At 46.2% G+C, this 18,156-nt stretch carries 19 protein-coding genes, 4 tRNA genes and 1 pseudogene; 21 read left to right on the forward strand and 3 right to left on the reverse strand.

Annotation, left to right across the window (positions count from 1 at the left end; translation table 11 throughout):
• The first annotated feature begins 32 nt into the window (after nucleotides 1–32).
• From pilM to GWK75_00540, 13 genes are all read left to right on the forward strand, one after another.
• Entirely contained in the window at nucleotides 33–1,076 is a 1,044-nt protein-coding gene (gene pilM, locus GWK75_00480; GenBank protein ID QHU90952.1) for a type IV pilus assembly protein PilM, read from the forward strand.
• Nucleotides 1,076–1,813: a hypothetical protein gene (locus GWK75_00485; protein QHU90953.1), complete on the forward strand. Its 738-nt coding sequence runs from the start codon at nucleotides 1,076–1,078 to the stop codon at nucleotides 1,811–1,813. Before pilM ends, GWK75_00485 begins: the two co-directional genes overlap by 1 nt.
• Nucleotides 1,813–2,493, forward strand: a complete 681-nt coding sequence (locus tag GWK75_00490; protein ID QHU90954.1) for a hypothetical protein — start codon at nucleotides 1,813–1,815, stop codon at nucleotides 2,491–2,493. The genes GWK75_00485 and GWK75_00490 overlap by 1 nt, the downstream gene beginning before the upstream one ends.
• A complete protein-coding gene (locus tag GWK75_00495) occupies nucleotides 2,493–2,726 on the forward strand; it encodes a hypothetical protein (GenBank protein ID QHU90955.1) in 234 nt (77 codons plus the stop codon). The genes GWK75_00490 and GWK75_00495 overlap by 1 nt, the downstream gene beginning before the upstream one ends.
• 12 nt (nucleotides 2,727–2,738) lie before the next feature.
• Entirely contained in the window at nucleotides 2,739–4,499 is a 1,761-nt protein-coding gene (locus tag GWK75_00500; protein QHU90956.1) for a type II/IV secretion system protein, read from the forward strand.
• Nucleotides 4,500–4,514: 15 nt separating this feature from the next.
• Nucleotides 4,515–5,585: a PilT/PilU family type 4a pilus ATPase gene (locus tag GWK75_00505; protein ID QHU90957.1), complete on the forward strand. Its 1,071-nt coding sequence runs from the start codon at nucleotides 4,515–4,517 to the stop codon at nucleotides 5,583–5,585.
• Nucleotides 5,586–5,589: 4 nt separating this feature from the next.
• Complete coding sequence (locus tag GWK75_00510; protein QHU90958.1) at nucleotides 5,590–6,798, forward strand: type II secretion system F family protein; 1,209 nt, start codon at nucleotides 5,590–5,592, stop codon at nucleotides 6,796–6,798.
• An 84-nt stretch (nucleotides 6,799–6,882) separates the two neighbouring features.
• The gene (locus GWK75_00515) at nucleotides 6,883–7,359 is read left to right on the forward strand and encodes a prepilin-type N-terminal cleavage/methylation domain-containing protein (GenBank protein QHU90959.1); all 477 of its coding nucleotides are present in this window, start codon (nucleotides 6,883–6,885) and stop codon (nucleotides 7,357–7,359) included.
• Between the two features lie 83 nt (nucleotides 7,360–7,442).
• The gene (locus GWK75_00520; GenBank protein ID QHU90960.1) at nucleotides 7,443–8,321 is read left to right on the forward strand and encodes a hypothetical protein; all 879 of its coding nucleotides are present in this window, start codon (nucleotides 7,443–7,445) and stop codon (nucleotides 8,319–8,321) included.
• A 12-nt stretch (nucleotides 8,322–8,333) separates the two neighbouring features.
• On the forward strand, nucleotides 8,334–9,095 hold the full coding sequence (locus tag GWK75_00525; GenBank protein ID QHU90961.1) for a hypothetical protein: 762 nt from the start codon (nucleotides 8,334–8,336) through the stop codon (nucleotides 9,093–9,095).
• Entirely contained in the window at nucleotides 9,095–9,676 is a 582-nt protein-coding gene (locus tag GWK75_00530; protein ID QHU90962.1) for a hypothetical protein, read from the forward strand. The genes GWK75_00525 and GWK75_00530 overlap by 1 nt, the downstream gene beginning before the upstream one ends.
• Entirely contained in the window at nucleotides 9,666–10,385 is a 720-nt protein-coding gene (locus GWK75_00535) for a hypothetical protein (GenBank protein ID QHU90963.1), read from the forward strand. Before GWK75_00530 ends, GWK75_00535 begins: the two co-directional genes overlap by 11 nt.
• Before the next feature lies 1 nt (nucleotide 10,386).
• Entirely contained in the window at nucleotides 10,387–11,517 is a 1,131-nt protein-coding gene (locus GWK75_00540; protein QHU90964.1) for a hypothetical protein, read from the forward strand.
• Between the two features lies 1 nt (nucleotide 11,518).
• Here the strand turns inward: GWK75_00540 and GWK75_00545 are convergent, their stop codons facing one another.
• On the reverse strand, nucleotides 11,519–12,448 hold the full coding sequence (locus GWK75_00545) for a tyrosine-type recombinase/integrase (protein QHU90965.1): 930 nt from the start codon (nucleotides 12,446–12,448) through the stop codon (nucleotides 11,519–11,521).
• A 125-nt stretch (nucleotides 12,449–12,573) separates the two neighbouring features.
• Between GWK75_00545 and GWK75_00550 the strand changes: the two genes are divergently transcribed.
• The 4 genes from GWK75_00550 (at nucleotide 12,574) to GWK75_00565 (ending at nucleotide 14,775) form a co-directional block, all read left to right on the forward strand.
• Nucleotides 12,574–13,080 carry a nucleoside-diphosphate kinase gene (locus tag GWK75_00550; GenBank protein ID QHU90966.1) on the forward strand — a complete coding sequence of 169 codons (507 nt, stop codon included), beginning with the start codon at nucleotides 12,574–12,576 and terminating at the stop codon, nucleotides 13,078–13,080.
• A gap of 36 nt (nucleotides 13,081–13,116) precedes the next feature.
• Nucleotides 13,117–13,193: transfer RNA gene (locus GWK75_00555), tRNA-Arg, on the forward strand.
• A 9-nt stretch (nucleotides 13,194–13,202) separates the two neighbouring features.
• On the forward strand, nucleotides 13,203–13,742 hold the full coding sequence (locus GWK75_00560; protein QHU90967.1) for a PH domain-containing protein: 540 nt from the start codon (nucleotides 13,203–13,205) through the stop codon (nucleotides 13,740–13,742).
• Nucleotides 13,720–14,775: a hypothetical protein gene (locus GWK75_00565; GenBank protein QHU90968.1), complete on the forward strand. Its 1,056-nt coding sequence runs from the start codon at nucleotides 13,720–13,722 to the stop codon at nucleotides 14,773–14,775. The genes GWK75_00560 and GWK75_00565 overlap by 23 nt, the downstream gene beginning before the upstream one ends.
• A gap of 83 nt (nucleotides 14,776–14,858) precedes the next feature.
• On the opposite strand, the gene GWK75_00570 is transcribed toward GWK75_00565, so the two are convergent.
• A tRNA-Asp gene (locus tag GWK75_00570) sits at nucleotides 14,859–14,936 on the reverse strand.
• Nucleotides 14,937–15,048: 112 nt separating this feature from the next.
• Between GWK75_00570 and GWK75_00575 the strand changes: the two genes are divergently transcribed.
• The 3 genes and pseudogenes from GWK75_00575 (at nucleotide 15,049) to GWK75_00585 (ending at nucleotide 17,184) form a co-directional block, all read left to right on the forward strand.
• Nucleotides 15,049–15,124: transfer RNA gene (locus GWK75_00575), tRNA-Thr, on the forward strand.
• Nucleotides 15,125–15,135: 11 nt separating this feature from the next.
• Nucleotides 15,136–15,516, forward strand: a complete 381-nt coding sequence (locus GWK75_00580) for a hypothetical protein (GenBank protein ID QHU90969.1) — start codon at nucleotides 15,136–15,138, stop codon at nucleotides 15,514–15,516.
• Nucleotides 15,513–17,184, forward strand: a pseudogene (locus GWK75_00585) (hypothetical protein). Before GWK75_00580 ends, GWK75_00585 begins: the two are co-directional and overlap by 4 nt.
• Before the next feature lie 340 nt (nucleotides 17,185–17,524).
• Here GWK75_00585 and GWK75_00590 read toward each other — a convergent pair.
• Nucleotides 17,525–17,601, reverse strand: a tRNA-Val gene (locus GWK75_00590).
• 285 nt (nucleotides 17,602–17,886) lie between these two features.
• Here GWK75_00590 and GWK75_00595 point away from each other — a divergent pair.
• Entirely contained in the window at nucleotides 17,887–18,156 is a 270-nt protein-coding gene (locus tag GWK75_00595; GenBank protein ID QHU91696.1) for a hypothetical protein, read from the forward strand.

Below are 18,156 nucleotides of genomic sequence, written 5' to 3' on the forward strand. Positions count from 1 at the left end.
ATTGATAGCGCTTATGTATACTGGTAAGCAGTATGAATATATTCAAAGGGATGGGCGACTTCTTTGCACTGGACATCGGGACGAACGCGATCCGTGTCGTGCAGCTCAAAAAAGCTGGTAATGGGTGGGCACTCGACCACTACGGCTATGCCCCTATAGATAGTAAACTTACGAGTAGCGACTCCGAAGAGGCACGACGTAAGGTCGGTGAAGTGATCATGACTGCTGTTGGTCAGAGTGGTATTAAGTCAAAAAACGTAGTAATTGGTCTTCCGTCAAGCAAGACTTTCACCACGATTATTGACGTTCCTATGGCGTCGGATGCTGAGCTGAGGGCAACCATGAAGTACCAGATCGAACAGTACATCCCTATGTCGATCGAAGACGCTAAGGTAGATTGGGCATTGCTTGGAGGTTCTCTACGGGCCCAAAATCAGCAGGAGGTGCTACTCTCGAGTGTCTCTAGGACATACAGCGAGGAAAGGCTTGAGTTAGTTGAGGCGCTTGGGTTTAATGTTATTGCCGCAGAGCCAGATCCCATCGCAATGGTGCGCGCACTTACGTCTCCTGGTATGGCCGGCGCTGTACTGCAACTTGATATGGGTGAGTCGTCAACGGATATAGCGATCGTCTACGGAGACTCGCCACGTCTTATCCGTACAATCCCAACGGGAATCAACTCGCTAGTCAAGGCTACGGTTTCGAACCTCAACGTTCAGGAAGATCAGGCGCGTCAGTTTATCCTAAAGTTTGGTTTAGCCTCAGATCGCCTAGAAGGGCAGGTTCTGCGTGCATTAGAGACGACACTTGATAGTTTTGCTGCCGAGATTACAAAATCGATTAAGTTCTTTGAGACGCGCTACCCAAGTGTCTCGATTGACGGTGTATTTTTGGCGGGGTTTGCTGCTACGATACCGCAATTTGACAGTTATCTAGCTGGTAAAGTCAGCAAGCCAGTCCACGTAGCTGATCCATGGCAGAGTATTCAGATGTCTGAAAACGATAGGAAGCAGCTTAGTCCAGTAGCCACTGAGTTTGCGACCGTAATTGGTCTTGCAAAAAGGAGTGTGGAATAATGATTCAGATTAATCTTGTTCCTGATGTAAAGCAGGAGATGATTCGCGCACAGCGTATGCGCAATATCACAATATCGTGCTCTATTATTACCGGTATGGCGGCAGGCGGTATCGTGCTCGCGCTTGCGATTATTCTTGGCTCTCAGGCCGTATACGAAGCAGCAACGTCTGGGCGTATCGATAGGGAGTATAAGCAGCTAGCGGCGACAAAAGATATCAACGCTGCTCTGACTATTCAGAATCAGCTAAAGCAAATTTCAGGAGTTAATGACAAGAAATCAATCAACTCAAGGTTGCTTGACGCGATTGCAGCTATAAATCCACCAGCACCAAATAGCGTAAAGTTATCAAAGGTAACTCTCGATCCGGCTGAGCACCGTCTGACGCTTGAGGGGTCCACGGCTGGAGGCTATACAGCTACTGAGGTGCTACGGAAAACAATCCTTAATACAAAGGTAATATCACGACCGACTCAGCAGACGGGGGTATCTCCGTCAGAGCAGGCACTTACAGACAAGGTTACTTTGCAGGATACAAGCTACGGACTTGACGCAGATGGACAGCGAGTGGTTCGCTTCACGATAGTATTTAACTATCCAGAGGGGCTGTTCGACAATACGATGTCAGATGTACAAATTAAAACACCAGATGCGAAAATTGATGTGACTGACTCTAAATCTAGGGTTCCTGATACGCTGTTTAGTGCACCAGCAACATCGCAAAAGGAGGATAAGTAATGCCGTCACAGATCTTGAGCCCTAAGCGTAAGGCAATCTCCGACTCAAGCCGAGCAATGTTCATTTGGATTGCAGCGATGTCTGCTGTTGTTGGGGTCTGTGCGGTTGTGGCAATATTTCTTGCTAGGCAGATAGAGTTTAAGGGCCGTGTTGTCGGTGAGATGACAAAGACAGCCGATACGCTTGCTAAAAATAATAAAGTTGCTAAAGAGCTAACTTCTAATGTTGGAGTGCTCGAGACGAACGCCTCTCTCAATTCCATAAAGGCAAATAGCGATGAGAACGCTCTTCAGGTTGTACTGGACGCACTTCCTGCCGACAGAAACCCGCTTGCACTTGGCGCATCACTGCAACAAAGCTTGCTCAGTGGTATTGATGGCCTGTCGGTTGAGTCATTGACTGTTGATCCTGAGGGTGAAAAGTCAGAGGATAATGCCGACACGAAGGATCGTGGTAAGATCAATTTTGATCTTCAGGTGTCAGCTAGTAAAGCTAACACCATAAAGGAGATGTTAGTTCGTTTTGAAAAGTCTATACGTGTGATTGATATCGACAGTGTTGTAATTGAGCGAGGTGATGATCGATACCTTGCAACGATCAAGGGTCACGCATACTATCAGCCTGCAAAAGAAGTCAGTCTGGGACAAAAAACAGTTCCAGCTCAGAAAGGGGGTCGATAATGAAAAAGAGTGATATCGCAATGATCGTCCTTATTGCTAGTGTGTCAGTTATGCTGTCGTTTGCTATCGCAAACCAATTGAGCTTTCTCAAGCCGCCTGAAAAGGGTCAGCAGGTGAAGACGGCAGAGCCGATCGATTCAAAAGTTGACGAGCCTGATAAGACGGTGTTTCGAAGTGATGCGATAAACCCGACGGTTCAAACGGTAGTTGGTGGCGGTCAGGCGGCCCAGTAGGAGAGTGCTCTTGTGGCATTAATGACCGATGGTATTCAGCAAAAGCTCATCGCCCTCCTCCAAGAGGAGGGTTTGGTCAGTGCTGATGCCATCAAGCAGGCTACAGAACTCTCAAAAAAGGAAGGAACGCCACTCCTCACCACACTAACTAACGATGGTACAATCGATAATGAGCTGCTGACGCATGGTATCGCACAGGTGTCTGGTGTTCCGTATGTCAACCTTACTAATACAATCGTTGATCAGTCTATTCTCTCATTGTTGCCGTCTGATATAGCAGAGCGTTTTATGGCGGTGCCTCTCGCCGAGGTGCAGAATCGTCTTGCGGTGGCGATGATCGATGCCAACAATGTCCAAGCGGTTGATTACCTAGCAAATCGTATCCAGCGACCGCTCAAGGTGTTTATGGCATCTGAGGCGGGTGTACGACACGTCCTCGATCAGTACAAGACCGATCTTTCGAGCGTCGATGTTGCAGCAAAGGCTTCCCAAGAAGATATTAAATCTGAAAGTAGCGATATCAAGACGATCGTTCAGGATTCGCCGATTAGTCGGGCGTTGAGCACGATTCTCGAATATGCGGTTAAGTCGCGTGCAAGCGATATCCATATTGAGCCGCTTGAAAAAGCACTCAAGATACGCTGTCGTATTGATGGTGTACTTCGTGAAGTGATGCAGCTGCCAAAGAGTATTGAGCCTGCGCTGGTGAGCCGTATTAAAATCCTCTCGAATCTCAAGATCGACGAGCACCGTGTTCCGCAGGACGGGCAATTCGCCGTTAAGGTTAGTGCAAAAGAGGTTGATCTCCGTGTCGCGGTTAGTCCTGTTGTATGGGGTGAGCAGGTTGTGATCCGCCTCTTGGATAAGAGTGGCAACACTTTTGATCTTGAGCAAATGGGTTATGCGGGTAGGGCGTTACGGACGATTCGTAAGGGTATCCAGAGGCCAAATGGTATGATTTTGACTAGCGGACCAACTGGTAGCGGTAAGTCAACTAGTCTGTATGCGCTCATCAAGGAGATAAAGGACGATACGGTTAATATTGTTACCCTAGAAGATCCAGTAGAATATAAGATGGATGGAGTAAATCAGATCCAGGTGAACGCAGAGGTTGGATTAACTTTTGCCACTGGACTTCGCTCAATTCTTCGTCAAGACCCAGATGTGGTGATGGTGGGGGAGATGCGTGATGCAGAGACGGCAAACCTTGGTGTTCAGGCGGCTCTGACTGGACATCTAGTGTTCAGCACGCTCCACACTAACTCTGCAGCAGGAGTGTTACCTCGTCTACTTGATATGGAGATAGAGCCGTTTTTGATAGCTAGCACAGTAAATACAATAATTGGCCAGAGGTTGGTTCGGCGTGTTGCACCAAGGCGTGACACGTACTGGTCTACGCCTCTTGAGACAAAGAGCATTCTCGATACAGTCGGTCATCTATTGCCAAAAACTAAGGAAGAGGTGGCAAAAGTCTCGGCGGATCTGGGGTACAAGGACTTGCCACTTGCTGGGCAAACCGCTTATACTTTAGTCAAGGGTCACGATACTCCATCAACGCCTCGTGGATATAGTGGTCGCGCTGGACTCTATGAGGTCATGGACGTAACCGAAGAGATCCAATCCTTGATCGTTGCGCACGCTACTAGTGCTGAGATTCAGCGCAAGGCGATCGAGCAGGGAATGATCACGATGCGCCAGGATGGGTATCTCAAAGCGCTTCAGGGTATTACTACACTCGAAGAGGTTAACCGCGTAACGTCGGATACGGCATAAGAAAAAGGGGAAGGCATGGAACCACAACAGCTCAGAATCGAAGTATTACTAGAAGAAGTCGTCAAGAAGCGTGCGTCTGACCTGCATATTCAGGTTGGGTTGCCGCCTATGCTCCGTGTCGATGGCACGCTGACGCCTGTTGTTGGGTTCAACCCGCTCGATGAACAGCAGGTTGAGACGCTTATATTTGCTATTCTTGACCAAGATCAACAACAGATCTTGCTAAAGGACAAGGAGTTTGACTTTAGCTTTGCATTTGGAACGTTGGGCCGGTTTCGTGTTAATGCTTTTCACGAGCGAGGTAATCTTGCGGCGGCACTCCGCCTGATACCAAATGAAATTAAGTCGGTGACAGAATTGGGTATGCCACCTGTTGTGATGACGTTTGCTGAATTTCCACGTGGCTTAGTTCTTGTGACCGGACCGACTGGTAGCGGTAAATCAACAACATTGGCCGCTCTCGTGGACAAGATTAATACCGAAAAATCACAACATATAATTACGATTGAGGATCCAATTGAGTTTACTCATAAATCAAAAAAATCAGTGGTAGTTCAGCGTGAGGTGCATTATGATACCTATAGTTTTTCGGCAGCACTTCGATCGAGCCTTCGTCAAGACCCTGACGTCGTCCTGATCGGAGAGATGCGTGACCTTGAAACGATCAGCGCAGCAATTACGATTGCCGAGACGGGACACCTCGTGTTTGCAACGCTTCATACTAACTCTGCCGCGCAAAGTATCGACCGCATGATCGACGTATTTCCGCCGCATCAACAGCCACAGATCCGTGCTCAGCTTGCTAACATTTTGATGGCAATCTGTAGTCAGCGACTTGTGCCGGCTATTGGCGGTGGTCGTGTGGTGGCGGCAGAAATCCTAATAGCTAACCCTGCGGTTAGAAATGTGATCCGTGAGGGGAAGAGTCACCAACTTGACGCGATTATTCAGACAGGCGCTGATCAGGGTATGCAGACGATGGATCGTACACTTGTAAGTCTCGTACAGAGTGGAACAATTACCTATGACAACGCACGTGAGTTTGCTGTAGATTTGACCGAGTTTGAGCGATTGATGCGAGGATAGGTGTATGAAGAAGTTTACGTACGAAGCGCGAGATAAATCAAGCAACGAGACAGTCAAATCAATGGTGCAGGCCGATAGCGAATCATCGGCGGCAAAGGTGTTAATTGAACAGGGTCTGATGCCTCTGGATATTAGGGAAATTAACGAAGACGCCTCTTTCTTTAATCGTCTCACGAATCGAATTACCACCAAAGATAAGGTTGTGTTCTTGCGTCAGATGGCGACGTTGATTGGGGCAGGGTTGCCGTTGGCTCAGAGTCTTCATACAGTTCTGGAGCAGACAGCAAACAAGAAGATGCAACAAGTGGTTGAGGAGATTATTGCTGAGGTAGAGGGCGGACATACTCTTTCTGATTCTTTTGGCAAGCACCCTGATGTCTTCGACAAGGTCGTCTTAGCGCTTGTTGCAGCCGGAGAGACGTCTGGGACACTAGACGAGGCTCTCAAGCGTGTTGCTGCACAGAAAGAGAAGGACGCTGCGATGATGAGCAAGATTCGCGGAGCGATGGTTTACCCAATGATAGTTCTTCTTGTTATCGTAGGAGTGATGATTTTTATGCTTATCGCTGTTGTTCCGCAGGTTGATAAGCTGTATAAGGATATGCACAAAACATTACCTATGCTGACGCAGGTGATGATTAGCGTCGCTGGTTTTTTGATAAGCTACTGGTGGGCCGTGATCATTGGTCTCGGAATTGGTGGTTATTTCCTCCGTCAGTATCTTAAGACAGAGCCGGGGATCAAACTAAAGGATACGGTAAAGCTAAATATACCACTGTTTAATGGTATGTTTCGTAAGCTCTATATGGCACGATTTACACGCACTGGTCAAACTCTACTTTCTACTGGTGTGGCGATGCTAGATATGATGAGAATTAGTAGCGAGAGCGTTAATAATACCATAATCAGCAAGAGTATTGATCGGGCGGCCGAAAAAGTCAAAGGAGGGAAAGCTCTTTCGGTTGCGCTTAAGCCTGAGGACTATATTCTACCGATGGTGCCGCAGATGATTAAAATTGGCGAGCAGTCGGGTAAGATCGACGAAATGATGGGCAAAACGGCCCAAGTGTATGAAGATGAGCTTGACGAGGAGATCAAGGCGATATCGACGGCGATAGAACCGGTCCTGATGGTGGTTCTTGCGGTATTCGCTGGCGGTATGGTGGGAGCAATCCTGTTTCCTATATATAGCTTGGTGGGTGGTATTCGCTAAAATCACTGGACATACGGCAAGCATGTGCGGTATGATGAAACAGAAGTAGTTAGCTCTAAATGTAAGGAAGGTGGAATTTCAATAATGAGCAAACAGGAACTTAAGCAAAAAGGGTTTACGATCATTGAGGTTGTTCTCGTGCTTGCTATCGCAGCGCTGATATTCCTGATGGTCTTTATTGCGCTCCCAGCCCTTCAGCGCAATCAGCGTGACGCGGCTCGCAAGCAAGAGCTGCAGAAAGTCGTTTCTGCTGTAACAACATGGCAAAGTAATCATCGTGGTCAGAGTCCAAAGGCGTCTGATGAAGAGGCGTTCTCCAAGTATCTAGATGCAAACGTCGTTAACGGTAAGATCCAGCTCGCAACGACAGATGTTGATATTACGGATACTGCAATCGGTGCAGGTCAGACGGGTGGCGCAACTACAAGTACTATTATTCTCAGCACCAAGAATGGCTGTAACGCCGATAGTACAGCGTTCGGTCCACAATCGAATAGTCGCCAGTCAGCGGCAGTTGTTCAGATGGAGAATGGTCAGGCATTCTTCTGTCAAGCAAGCTAAAAAACTTGTCACTAACTCTATAAAGCCTCCACGCTAATAGTGTGGAGGTTTTCTTTTATGCTTGTGGTTGATATCATAAATAGATGAGTATAATTATCGCAATCGTTCTTGTGGTACTTGGATCTCTTTTTGGGAGTTTTGCTTGTGCTCAGGTGTGGCGGTTACGAGCTCGTCAGCTGGAGGTGGATCGTAGAGATGGGGAGGTTGTAGACGAGTCAGAGTATCAACGTCTAAAAGGCTTGTTGCGACCCGTCTCCCGAGATCGTTCAGAGTGTCTGTATTGTCACCACCAGCTTACCTGGTACGATCTTTTGCCAATCTTGGGTTGGATTTTGGTGGGCGGAAAATGTCGATACTGTCGAAAGCCTATAGGTGTAGCTGAGCTTTTGGCTGAGGTTGGGTTGGCGGCTGCATTTGTCTTGTCATTTTTCTACTGGCCATATAAGTTTTTGACGGTTGCTGATGTTGGATTATTCTCGATCTGGTTGATAGCGCTTGTATTCATGACTATTCTATTGATCTATGACGCGAAGTGGTCGCTTCTGCCATTTTCGCTTAATATAAGTCTGATTGTCGTTGGAGCTGTGTTCTTTTGTATTGCTAGCTTACAGCATGGTATAAACATTATGTCTGCTGGAGGGGGGCTTTTATTGCTTTCAGGGCTATATTTGTTATTCTCACTATTTGGATGGGTGGGGGTTGGAGACGGCATCCTTGGATTCGGGCTGGCACTCTTTCTGGGCAAGTGGGAGTTGGCATTTCTTACGCTCTTTCTAGCCAATGTATTGGGCTGCTGCATGATGATACCACTTATGGCAGCAAAGCGAATAGGTCGTCATGCACGCGTTCCGTTTGGTCCATTCTTGATAGCGGCCACATTTATAGTGATGATGTGGGGTAGCGGTGTAATTAACTGGTTTTTTCACACAAGCAGTACTTCTCTGATACGGCTTATGCTATAATCACAGATAGATATGAACGGTACCTGGCGTGGGTTTACTATTATTGAGACGATGCTTGTGTTAGCGATAACCGGTCTCGTCGTCGCTGTCGTACTTGTTAATATTGGAACCGCGCTACGCAACGAGCAATATCATACAGCGGTCGATCAAGTGCATGACTACTTTCAGGGGCAGTACTCACTAACTTCTGCTATACAGAACGACCGTAGTAGTACCAATACGTGTTCAAGCGGGGGTGTTAAGCTTGATGATAACGGAAGCGGACGAGCAACTAGTAACTGCTTTATACTTGGACGAGTTCTCAGGGCGGAGGTCTACACCGATCTGAGCGGAGCTAAGCACCAGAGGATTAATAGTTTTCCAGCAATTGCGCGACGCGATGTTGCTGATCCTATCCAGTTTCCTAACGAAGACCAAAAGCCTGCAAAACAGGTTTTTGCTGATGCTAGTATAGTAATGGGTGATCAGGTGTCATCCTATGATTTAGCTGGTGAGTCTGATGTTAAGTTGAAAACACCAACTGGGGACGTCAACACGTTTGCGCTGACTATGCTTATTGCTCGTTCGCCAATATCTGGTCGGGTACACACCTACTATACGTCGAATACTCAGGCGGTTATTAATGTAAATAGTATGGTCGAGGCAGATCTGAAGCTATGTATAGATCCAGCAGGGATTATCAACATGGGTATCAGTCCTATGGGTATTCTGATTGAAAAAGGTGCTGCAAATGCGTCAGCGGTTCGCATGCTAGGATCGGGGGAGTGCGTGTAATGAGGTGTGCTCAGAGGGGTGACACGATAATCGAAATGATGTTGGCATTTGCAATTTTTACTCTTGCGGCAGTTGGAGCGATGAGTATTCTTTCTAGTGGCGTTGCAATTACTCAGCGCAATCTTGAGTCTACTCTCGTACGGCAACAGATTGATACGCAGGCTGAGATGTTACGGTATGTACACGACACACAGAATACGGCGTGGGCGTCGGTAATTAACCCAGCTAATCTGACGACATCACCGGCGAGCTTGGATCTTGGGGGAGAGTGTCCGACAGTGCCAACCGATTCAAAACTATCCAAGGGCTTTTTTATTCAGCCAACGCCTGGTGCTGACCCCACCACAACAACCTTTACCAGGCGTAGTATAGACAGTACGGTATTTAGGAGCCCGACCACGTATGCACGGATTGATTATGCGAACGCCAAGTCCGACGCGGTGTGGGTGCAGGCGGTTAAGTCTGAGGAGGGGGCCAATGGTATAACAGCATATGATTTTTATATTCACGCGTGCTGGGGTGCGGTTGGTATGGATAGGCCTATGACAATGGGCACGATTGTGAGGTTGTATGAAAAATAAATGTTCTCAAGGCTTTACAATTATTGAGCTCAGTATAGCGCTGGCATTTTTGGCGATACTTCTCATTGCGATAATTACGCTGACACTAACAGCAGGGAATATGTATGTAAAGGGCTCAACACTCAAGGCGATGAATCAATCTTGGCGTGACATTGAGGATATGATGCGCCGAGATATGCTTGCAACGGATGCAGCGATCATATCTCAGCAGATAACTGTAGGAGCAGGCTCTGCTACGAGTGGGCGAGTTTGTCTCGGCTCGGTCTCATACGTTTGGAATACGGCAGACCTTCTTAATAGCGAGGCCGCGCCAGCTAATACAGTTATAACATTTGGTTCCGGAAGTTCTGCAACTCCTGTACGGCTGGCTCGTGTAGTTGACCCTGGGGCGACAATGTGTGCAAAAGATGCCGCAACTCTTCGATACCCAAATGTTATTCCGGGCAGTATGACAGCAACTGAGCTACTATCCGTCGGGGGGAGGGAGGTTGCTCCGTATTCAGTTAGTTTTAGTCCGGTCGCTCATTCAGGAGAATATGGTCTATACTCGATAAAAATGACGATTGGTACGAGTGGTAAAAACACAACTCAGCTTGACTCATCTGGCGGATACGTTCAGTGTAAGCCAAACGGTACGGCAATGTCTGACTTTAATTACTGTAGTGTCAATGATTTTGATATGATAGTACGCGTCGGAGGGAGCGCATAGCATGAATAGCAATCGATACCACGAAAGAGGTGCAACGGCGATAGTTATTGTAATATTTAGCGTATTATTGTTGCTAACGGTGACGGTTGGCTTCATGAGGCTTGTTGTCCAGGATCAAAATCGAAGTACTGATAGCGAACTATCTAGAGGGGCCTACGATTCAGCTCTTGCCGGTGTCGAGGACGGTAAACGAGTGCTTCAGGCTTGTCTAGAAGCCGGGCCAGGAAGTGCGGCGTGTAATGCTATGAATAGCGGAAAATGCACAACAGTCAGTGATGCGGGGGTTGTTGCTAGTACACCAGCAGGGTCGCCTTACGAAGTGAAGCTGAAGCAGACATCGGGCGGTGCTGGCGGAGGGTTTGATCAGGCGTATACATGCGTAACCGTAAACCAAAAGTCTCCTGACTATCTTGGTAAGGTGCAGGTTGATAAGTCAGAGGTAATACCCCTCAAATCAGATGCTGTATTCTCGGAGATAACTGTATCTTGGTATCAAAAATCTGACATATTAGGTGCCGTTAACCTGCGATCAAACAAACTACTTCCACCGCTATCAGGAAATGGTGGATGGAACGATCCAGCAAAGCAAACACCTCCACTTTTGCGAGTGCAGTTAATTCAGCGAGATATTCATAATTTTAAGGTAGATGACTTTGACGCCGATACTAGTAGTAGAACCCTATTCTTGATTCCATCAACAACAGGATCTAATTCATTAAGCTTCTCTCTTGATGCGCGTGAATCAAGCTCCACTGCGGAGCTACAGCAAGTCAAGTGTGATCCTACCGCTCTCTATGTATGCTCAACCAGGATATCGTTATTGAACCAGATAGAGCCTAACGGTGTCACAACAGGGAAGACTGCCTATCTGCGCATCTCTCCAATGTATGGCGACACTGACTATAAGGTGCAACTGATAAACGCAAACTTTGACGGAGTCCAACCAATCATTGACTCTACAGGACGAGCTTCAAATGTATTCAGGCGAGTTAAGGTACGCACAGAGTTTATGTCGACGGCTGACATCTATCCACGGGCTACTGTTGATATAACAAAAAACCTGTGTAAAAACTTTAGTGTAACCACGTCTGTTGCGGATTATCGATCGGGTTGCAATCATGACCAACCATAGACTAGTCGGCGGTGGCTGTGTCTGAATGGAACTGGTTGTATACATCGCGTAGATGAGCGTCAGTGACATGAGTATAAACCTGGGTAGTGCTGATATCTGCGTGGCCTAGCATATTTTGCACACTACGTATGTCCGCACCGTTCATAAGTAGGTCTGTGGCAAAGCTATGCCTCATCGTATGGGGACTGACGTGTTTTGTTATGCCTGCGAGTTTAGCATATTTTTCTACCATCCTCTGGATGCTTCTTGGCGATAGTCTACGGAAGTTTCCGGACGTATCGATACTGCTGTTGCGACTGTGGTTTAAGAATAGTGGCGAAAGAGAGTCCTGGCGTTTGGATAGATAAGCTTCTATATGATCAGCTGCCGTTTGAGTAATAAATACGGGTCGATCTTTTTGACCCTTGCCTCTCACGGTAAATTCTCGGCGTTTTGTGTTGATATGGTCTCTATCAAGGCCGGCTAGCTCTGAAACGCGCAGTCCACTCGAAAATAGTAATTCGACTATAGCGCGGTCTCTCAAATGAGCTAGAGTATCATCATTTGGGATAGCTCCAGTGAGTCTCTCTATTTCATCTACGTGGAGGAAGGTAACCTGCTTACGATGGATCTTGGGGAGCTCAATTTTATTTGGCGCCATGCTGATGATTTCACGTTTGCTTAAATAGTTGAGGAAGCCTCTCAGTGCGATTAGGTGATAGCTTTGAGTTAATGTAGTAAGCGTATCTCCTCTATCGGTTTCTTGTCGGTTTAGCCATAGGCGAAATTTTCTGACGAGCTCGGGGGTGATTTTATCTACGGTTAAATCGGTTCCAGCAAATTCCAGAAAGCGCTCGAGGTAACGACGGTAGTTTTCAGCCGTCTTGCTAGAACGACCCTGCTCTACCTCGAGGTGCTCAACAAAGTCGATAATAAGTTCCGACATATCCATACCTCTATGATAGCGTGCAAATGGGTTTTTTTATAGGCTGGAGATGGACAAAAAATGTGTGCACTATATTGATAGTTCATACTCTGGTACAATGACAATATTGAGCAACAAAAGGAGCGTCATATATGACATGCGAAGTAGAAAAAACCCTTATCGTCTTTAAGCCGGATGCAGTGCAGCGAGGTATTGTGGGGGAAATCCTTACGCGGTTTGAACGAGTTGGACTAAAGATTATCGCAACAAAGATGATCGCGCCAACAAAAGAGCATTATTATCGTCATTATGAAGAGATTGGCAAGATGATTACTCGTCGTGGGCAAGAAAAGTTTGACGTAACTCTAAAAATGATGGTTCAGGGGCCAGTTATTGCAATGGTACTAGAGGGGGTTGAGGCGGTTGAGCTTGTACGAAAACTCGTAGGGACTACAGAGCCAAAAAGTGCTCAACCAGGTACTATACGAGGTGACTACTCTCACATGAGTTTTGGGTATGCAGATGGTGAGAGCAAGGGGATTCCAAATTTGATCCACGCTAGTGGCGACCCAGAAGAGGCTGAGCAGGAGATTAATCACTGGTTTAGCGACGATGAGCTCTATGACTACTCAACCCTAAATGAAAAGTTCACCCGATAACAGAGGTTGTTATGTTATACTGGGAGACGAGGGTGCGCCTTGGTAGCTCAATTGGATAGAGCAGTTCCGTCCTAAGGAAAAGGTTGCAGGTTCGACTCCTGCCCAGGGTACCAAGTTGAAATATGAGAAACGCTGAAGTAAAAGAATATTTCAAGGGGCAACATGAAGGTGAAGAATTGCTCTTTGTCTTTCGTAGGCATATCATTGCGATGCGAAAGGGATTTTATTCACTTCTTATACCATTGGCTGTTGGATCAATTCCGCCACTTATTTGGCAGACAAAACTAGAGTTATTCCTTATTCCGGTTGTCGGGCTTATTATTGGCTTGTTGCTGTTCTCTTACCACTTTATTATGTGGTATTTTACGATTTATATTGTGACAACAGAGCGTATTCGACAAGTGACACAAAAGGGTCTATTTGGGACTGACGTGGTTGAGCTGCGTCTAGAAAAGATACAAAACATAAGCTATAATATCCCAGGATTTAGTGGTGAGGTATTTAAGTTTGGGACAATCGTAATCCAGACATTTGTCGGCGACCTAATTATTCGCATGGTCGAACATCCGAGTGAGATATATAACAAACTGCAAGATGCGGTACACAATGCATCAAAAGACGCGCCGCAGGAAGAGCTATATGAAAAAGAAATTATTAATTAAAAGATTGGGTCGAAAGCAAAAAGAAGAGAAAGAGGCGCCGTCTCGGATAATAAATGAAACGGTAGCTGAGCACCGCGAGAGAATCCTGGCGGGTGGACGAAAGTTTAAGTACCCAGTTCAGTATGCCAGGCATCGTCTTGTGATTAATGCTATATTGGTGACGCTTGCGGCTCTAGTCCTTTTAGCGGTTATTGGGTGGTGGCAACTCTATCTGGTGCAAAACTCCAGCGCATTTATGTATAGGATTACGCGTATTTTACCAGTGCCGGTTGCGTCGGTAGACGGCGAATATGTTCCGTATCGAGACTATCTTGTTCAGTACAGGGGGTCGGAGTATTATCTTTCAAAATACGGAGAGGTGAAATTAGATACAAAGGATGGAAAAACGCAACTTGACTATATAAAACGTCAATCATTGGAAAAAGCTGAACAGGTTGCTTATGCGCGGCAGCTTGCGCGTAAGCATAATATTTCAGTGTCTGATGCCGATATTGATAACTTTATTGACCAAGAGAGAAATACCGCTAACGGTCGTGTTTCGCAAGATACCTACGACGCTTCTATAAAGATGCTCTACGATCAGACTGTTCCTGATTATCGTCTTTCTGTAGGCAATGGAATCCTTAAGAATAAGGTGGCTTTTGCTATTGATGAAGATGCCTCGTCACAAGTAAAAAAGGCCACTGAACTTTTAGAATCTACTAAGGCTGATTTTGCCAAGATGGCAGAAGAAATGAAGGGGATGAAAGGCGCAAAATTAGTGGTGGGTCAAAGTGGTATGGTAGACAAAACTAGTAGATATGGTGGGCTTAGAGTGTCGGAGGCTGCAAAATTAGAAAAAGGAGCAACATCAGGGGCGCTTAAGAGCACGACCGATGATGGCTACTACTTCGTTACAGTTATTGATAAATCAGACACTCAGGTAAACTTTGCTTTTCTACATATACCACTAACTAAATTTAATAGCGATTTTGCTAAGCTTAAGTCAGCCGGTAAGATTAACGAGTACATATCAGTTGTATCTAAGCAGTAGGCTTGGTGTGGCTTGACCATTTCATGATCTATTGGGATACATTACTAAAATAAATAACCCACCGATTGGTGAGTAATTTATTTTGGCGCGCCCGACCGGATTCGAACCGGCGATCTCCTCCGTGACAGGGAGGCGTGATAGACCAGCTTCACTACGAGCGCCTACGCTTCACGTATATTAGCAGTTTTTTAAAAGATAATCAACAGGTCCAGGAGTTTTATTTACTCGAGGTGAGTGGTATAATTGGGGGTGTCTTTTACTAGATATAAACGCGCCGCCTTAGCTCAGTTGGTAGAGCGACACATTCGTAACGTGTAGGTCGCCGGTTCAATCCCGGCAGGCGGCTCCAAGAGAACTGATATGGATAAAGAGCCTACAAAGCTATCGATTAAAAAGGTACTTACTGACCGCCCTCTGCTCGTGTTGATGAGTGTTATTGTTCTGGTGGGTGTATTATACTGTCTCGTTGTTGGGCTAAATATTCGCCAGAGTGACGTCATGGTATATACGCGCTACTCGGCTTTTGGTGAGGCGCATTTTTATAAGGATCATTGGCAGTATATGCTTACTTTTGTGCTTTTTGGTGTAGTCGTCGCTGTGGGCCACATAGTTCTGATGTTGAAATTGTTTAATATTAATCGTCGTCAGACGGCTATGCTTGTTGGCTGGCTGGGTATGGGCATCTTGATTGTCGCATTAGTCTATGCGCTTGCCGTAATGTCACTTGGGCGTGCCGCATGATAGACCTTGAGCTTCCGCTCGGTAGGCGGGGCCGATTGTATCGTTTTTTGAGATTATCCCAGCGATTATCAGCTACGGGATGATAGGGTTCTTGTAATTTTATCTGTATTGAATCCGCTTTGGGCAGCAATATATCTGCTCATGCTTATAATTACGACGTTCGTAAAGTCGATTGGTATAGCCTATCATACTATTAGAGGGCATTCGTATCTGGTGAAGGCTCAGAAGATAGATTGGAGGGGTCGCTTAACAGACCTCGAGAACCCTACGAAGTCTTATTCTAGATTACAAACTGCTGAATCGACAGAATTTGGTTATCGTCAGCATCAGGAGAATCTGCGTCTAATTACCGCTAGTCCTGCAAGTTATCCTAAACCATCTGAGCTGTATCACGCAGTTATTATTGCGGCCTACAATGAGGCCTATGATGTGATCCAACCAACTATAGAATCGGTAAAAAATACGACCTATGATAATTCGCGTATCATACTCTATCTCGCATACGAAGAGCGAGGCGGCGCTGTTATCGAGGAGACGGCTAAACGGCTTCAGGCTGAGTATGCTGACACATTTTACACTTTCCAAATCGTGAAACATCCAAAAGACCTCAAGGATGAAGTCGTTGGAAAGGGACCGAATATTACTTACGCAGCTCGTGAGCTCTCTCGTTGGTGTAGGGCTAAAGGGATTGAGTCAAGCCGTGTGATCATTACGACTCTCGATAGCGACAATCGGCCCCATCCGACATACTTTGACTATGTTGCATATGAGTATATTGCACAGCCTGATCGCAAACATCTTTCTTATCAGCCCGTCGCTTTGTATCTTGGTAATATATGGGATGCGCCTGCACCAATGCGTGTGATTGCGACAGGTAATTCATTTTGGACGATTATCTCCAGTATGCGTCCGCATACGCTTCGTAATTTTGCTGCCCACAGTCAGCCCCTCGATGCGCTTATAGAGATGGATTTTTGGAGTAGGCGTAGTATTGTTGAGGACGGGCACCAGTATTGGAGGAGTTACTTTTGTTTTAATGGCAACTACAGCGTGCTGCCAATCCATGTCCCCATCTACCAGGATGCTGTAATGGCGGATACCCTCAAAAAGACGTTGATTACCCAGTTCAAGCAGTTGCGTAGATGGGCGTATGGAGTCTCAGATATACCATATGTCGCGACGCGACTCTTTACGAAGCGGCGAAATGTTCCGTTTTGGGAGGGATTTGCTCGATTTATGCGGCTGGTAGATAGCCACGTGACGCTTGCAGCTATGGCCATTTTGATTACCTTTGGGGGTTGGGTGCCACTTATTATAAATCCAGAGGCCTCCAGAAACATTACTGCACATTCATTGCCAAATGTTGTTAGCTCTATTCAGCAGGTAGCGATGATAGGCATATTTATCACAATCCTTCTAATGCTTAGGCTATTGCCACCACGCCCCACTCGATATAAGCGTCGTCGAACCGTATGGATGGTGCTCCAGTGGTTCTTGATGCCAGTTACTTCCATATGCTATAGCTCTCTAGCTGCTTTTAACGCTCAGACTCATCTAATGCTGGGTCGTTACCTTGATAAGTTTGACGTTACTGACAAGGCAACGCTAGCCTCAAAGGCTAAGGTCAAGGCCGACAGAAAAGCTAAAAAAACTGTCTCCAAAAAATAGGAGACAGCATTATTCTTGACTAGTAAGGATGGCTATATAGTTCGTTCTCTTACAGACTTACGCGCTTGAGACCACGTAACGTCATACTCAAATGCCAGACCAAAACGTTCAAGAGCTGACGGCTTACGGGTTCTTGCTGTGCTGTGAGTGCTTTTACTCATGTTCACATAATAGCACAAACGCTATTATTTGTCAATGCTGACCGTAGTAGGGGACTATATCATGAGATGAATAAGATTGCAGAAAAATTATTGAAAAACCATGTGGAAAAGCCGGTAGAACTCTCGCAAACAGAGGTGACGGTACAAAAAAAGACCCTCGTAGCGGATCTTTCTTTGCTTGGTGGGCGATATAGGATTCGAACCTATCACCTCCACAACGTCAATGTGGCGCTCTAGCCAAATGAGCTAATCGCCCCCATTTAGGCTACCTCATCATACCAAACGGGGTATGATATTGCAATAACAGAGGCGATTGTTTACTATGTAGTAGAGCTGTGATGGGGATTAACCGCCCCCGGAGCTTCGTGGTTGCGGTCGCGAGCACACGCTAACTGCTTGGGATAAGAGTAATAGCCAAGGTGGAACCGCCTATTTAATTAGGCCCGAGGCACGCACGTAAGTATTACGAATATGCGTGCTTTTATTATTTACAAAGAGGAGACATAATATGCTCGACGTTAAGCGCTTACAAGAGGAGATTATGGCAAACAAGGCTTCTAAAGGCTTTAATACCACAGATATTCCACTTGAGTTTATGCTTTTAACGGGTGAGGTATCTGAGGCTTTTGATGCTTGGCGTAAAAAGAAGTCCGACCTAGGTGAGGAGATTGCCGATATCATGATTTATCTATTTGGATTAGCAAAGATGCTTAATGTTGATCTGGAGAATGAGCTGGTTGCTAAGATAGAGAAGAACAGAGAAAGAAAGTACGTTCGTAAAAATGGCACATTGGTAAAGGAGGAGAATTAG

Source organism: Candidatus Saccharibacteria bacterium oral taxon 955, from assembly GCA_010202265.1.
Lineage (GTDB): Bacteria > Patescibacteriota > Saccharimonadia > Saccharimonadales > Saccharimonadaceae > Saccharimonas.

Bases quoted from the DNA above. Each gene is read 5' to 3' on its own strand.
- GWK75_00565 (QHU90968.1), top strand. From the start codon at position 13,720: ATGAAAAAGAAATTATTAATTAAAAGATTGGGTCGAAAGCAAAAAGAA.
- GWK75_00510 (QHU90958.1), top strand. From the start codon at position 5,590: ATGAAGAAGTTTACGTACGAAGCGCGAGATAAATCAAGCAACGAGACA.
- GWK75_00485 (QHU90953.1), top strand. From the start codon at position 1,076: ATGATTCAGATTAATCTTGTTCCTGATGTAAAGCAGGAGATGATTCGC.
- GWK75_00525 (QHU90961.1), top strand. From the start codon at position 8,334: ATGAACGGTACCTGGCGTGGGTTTACTATTATTGAGACGATGCTTGTG.
- GWK75_00520 (QHU90960.1), top strand. From the start codon at position 7,443: ATGAGTATAATTATCGCAATCGTTCTTGTGGTACTTGGATCTCTTTTT.
- GWK75_00490 (QHU90954.1), top strand. From the start codon at position 1,813: ATGCCGTCACAGATCTTGAGCCCTAAGCGTAAGGCAATCTCCGACTCA.
- pilM (QHU90952.1), top strand. From the start codon at position 33: ATGAATATATTCAAAGGGATGGGCGACTTCTTTGCACTGGACATCGGG.
- GWK75_00540 (QHU90964.1), top strand. From the start codon at position 10,387: ATGAATAGCAATCGATACCACGAAAGAGGTGCAACGGCGATAGTTATT.
- GWK75_00495 (QHU90955.1), top strand. From the start codon at position 2,493: ATGAAAAAGAGTGATATCGCAATGATCGTCCTTATTGCTAGTGTGTCA.
- GWK75_00545 (QHU90965.1), bottom strand. From the start codon at position 12,448: ATGGATATGTCGGAACTTATTATCGACTTTGTTGAGCACCTCGAGGTA.
- GWK75_00530 (QHU90962.1), top strand. From the start codon at position 9,095: ATGAGGTGTGCTCAGAGGGGTGACACGATAATCGAAATGATGTTGGCA.
- GWK75_00515 (QHU90959.1), top strand. From the start codon at position 6,883: ATGAGCAAACAGGAACTTAAGCAAAAAGGGTTTACGATCATTGAGGTT.
- GWK75_00535 (QHU90963.1), top strand. From the start codon at position 9,666: ATGAAAAATAAATGTTCTCAAGGCTTTACAATTATTGAGCTCAGTATA.
- GWK75_00560 (QHU90967.1), top strand. From the start codon at position 13,203: ATGAGAAACGCTGAAGTAAAAGAATATTTCAAGGGGCAACATGAAGGT.
- GWK75_00505 (QHU90957.1), top strand. From the start codon at position 4,515: ATGGAACCACAACAGCTCAGAATCGAAGTATTACTAGAAGAAGTCGTC.
- GWK75_00550 (QHU90966.1), top strand. From the start codon at position 12,574: ATGACATGCGAAGTAGAAAAAACCCTTATCGTCTTTAAGCCGGATGCA.
- GWK75_00595 (QHU91696.1), top strand. From the start codon at position 17,887: ATGGCAAACAAGGCTTCTAAAGGCTTTAATACCACAGATATTCCACTT.
- GWK75_00580 (QHU90969.1), top strand. From the start codon at position 15,136: ATGGATAAAGAGCCTACAAAGCTATCGATTAAAAAGGTACTTACTGAC.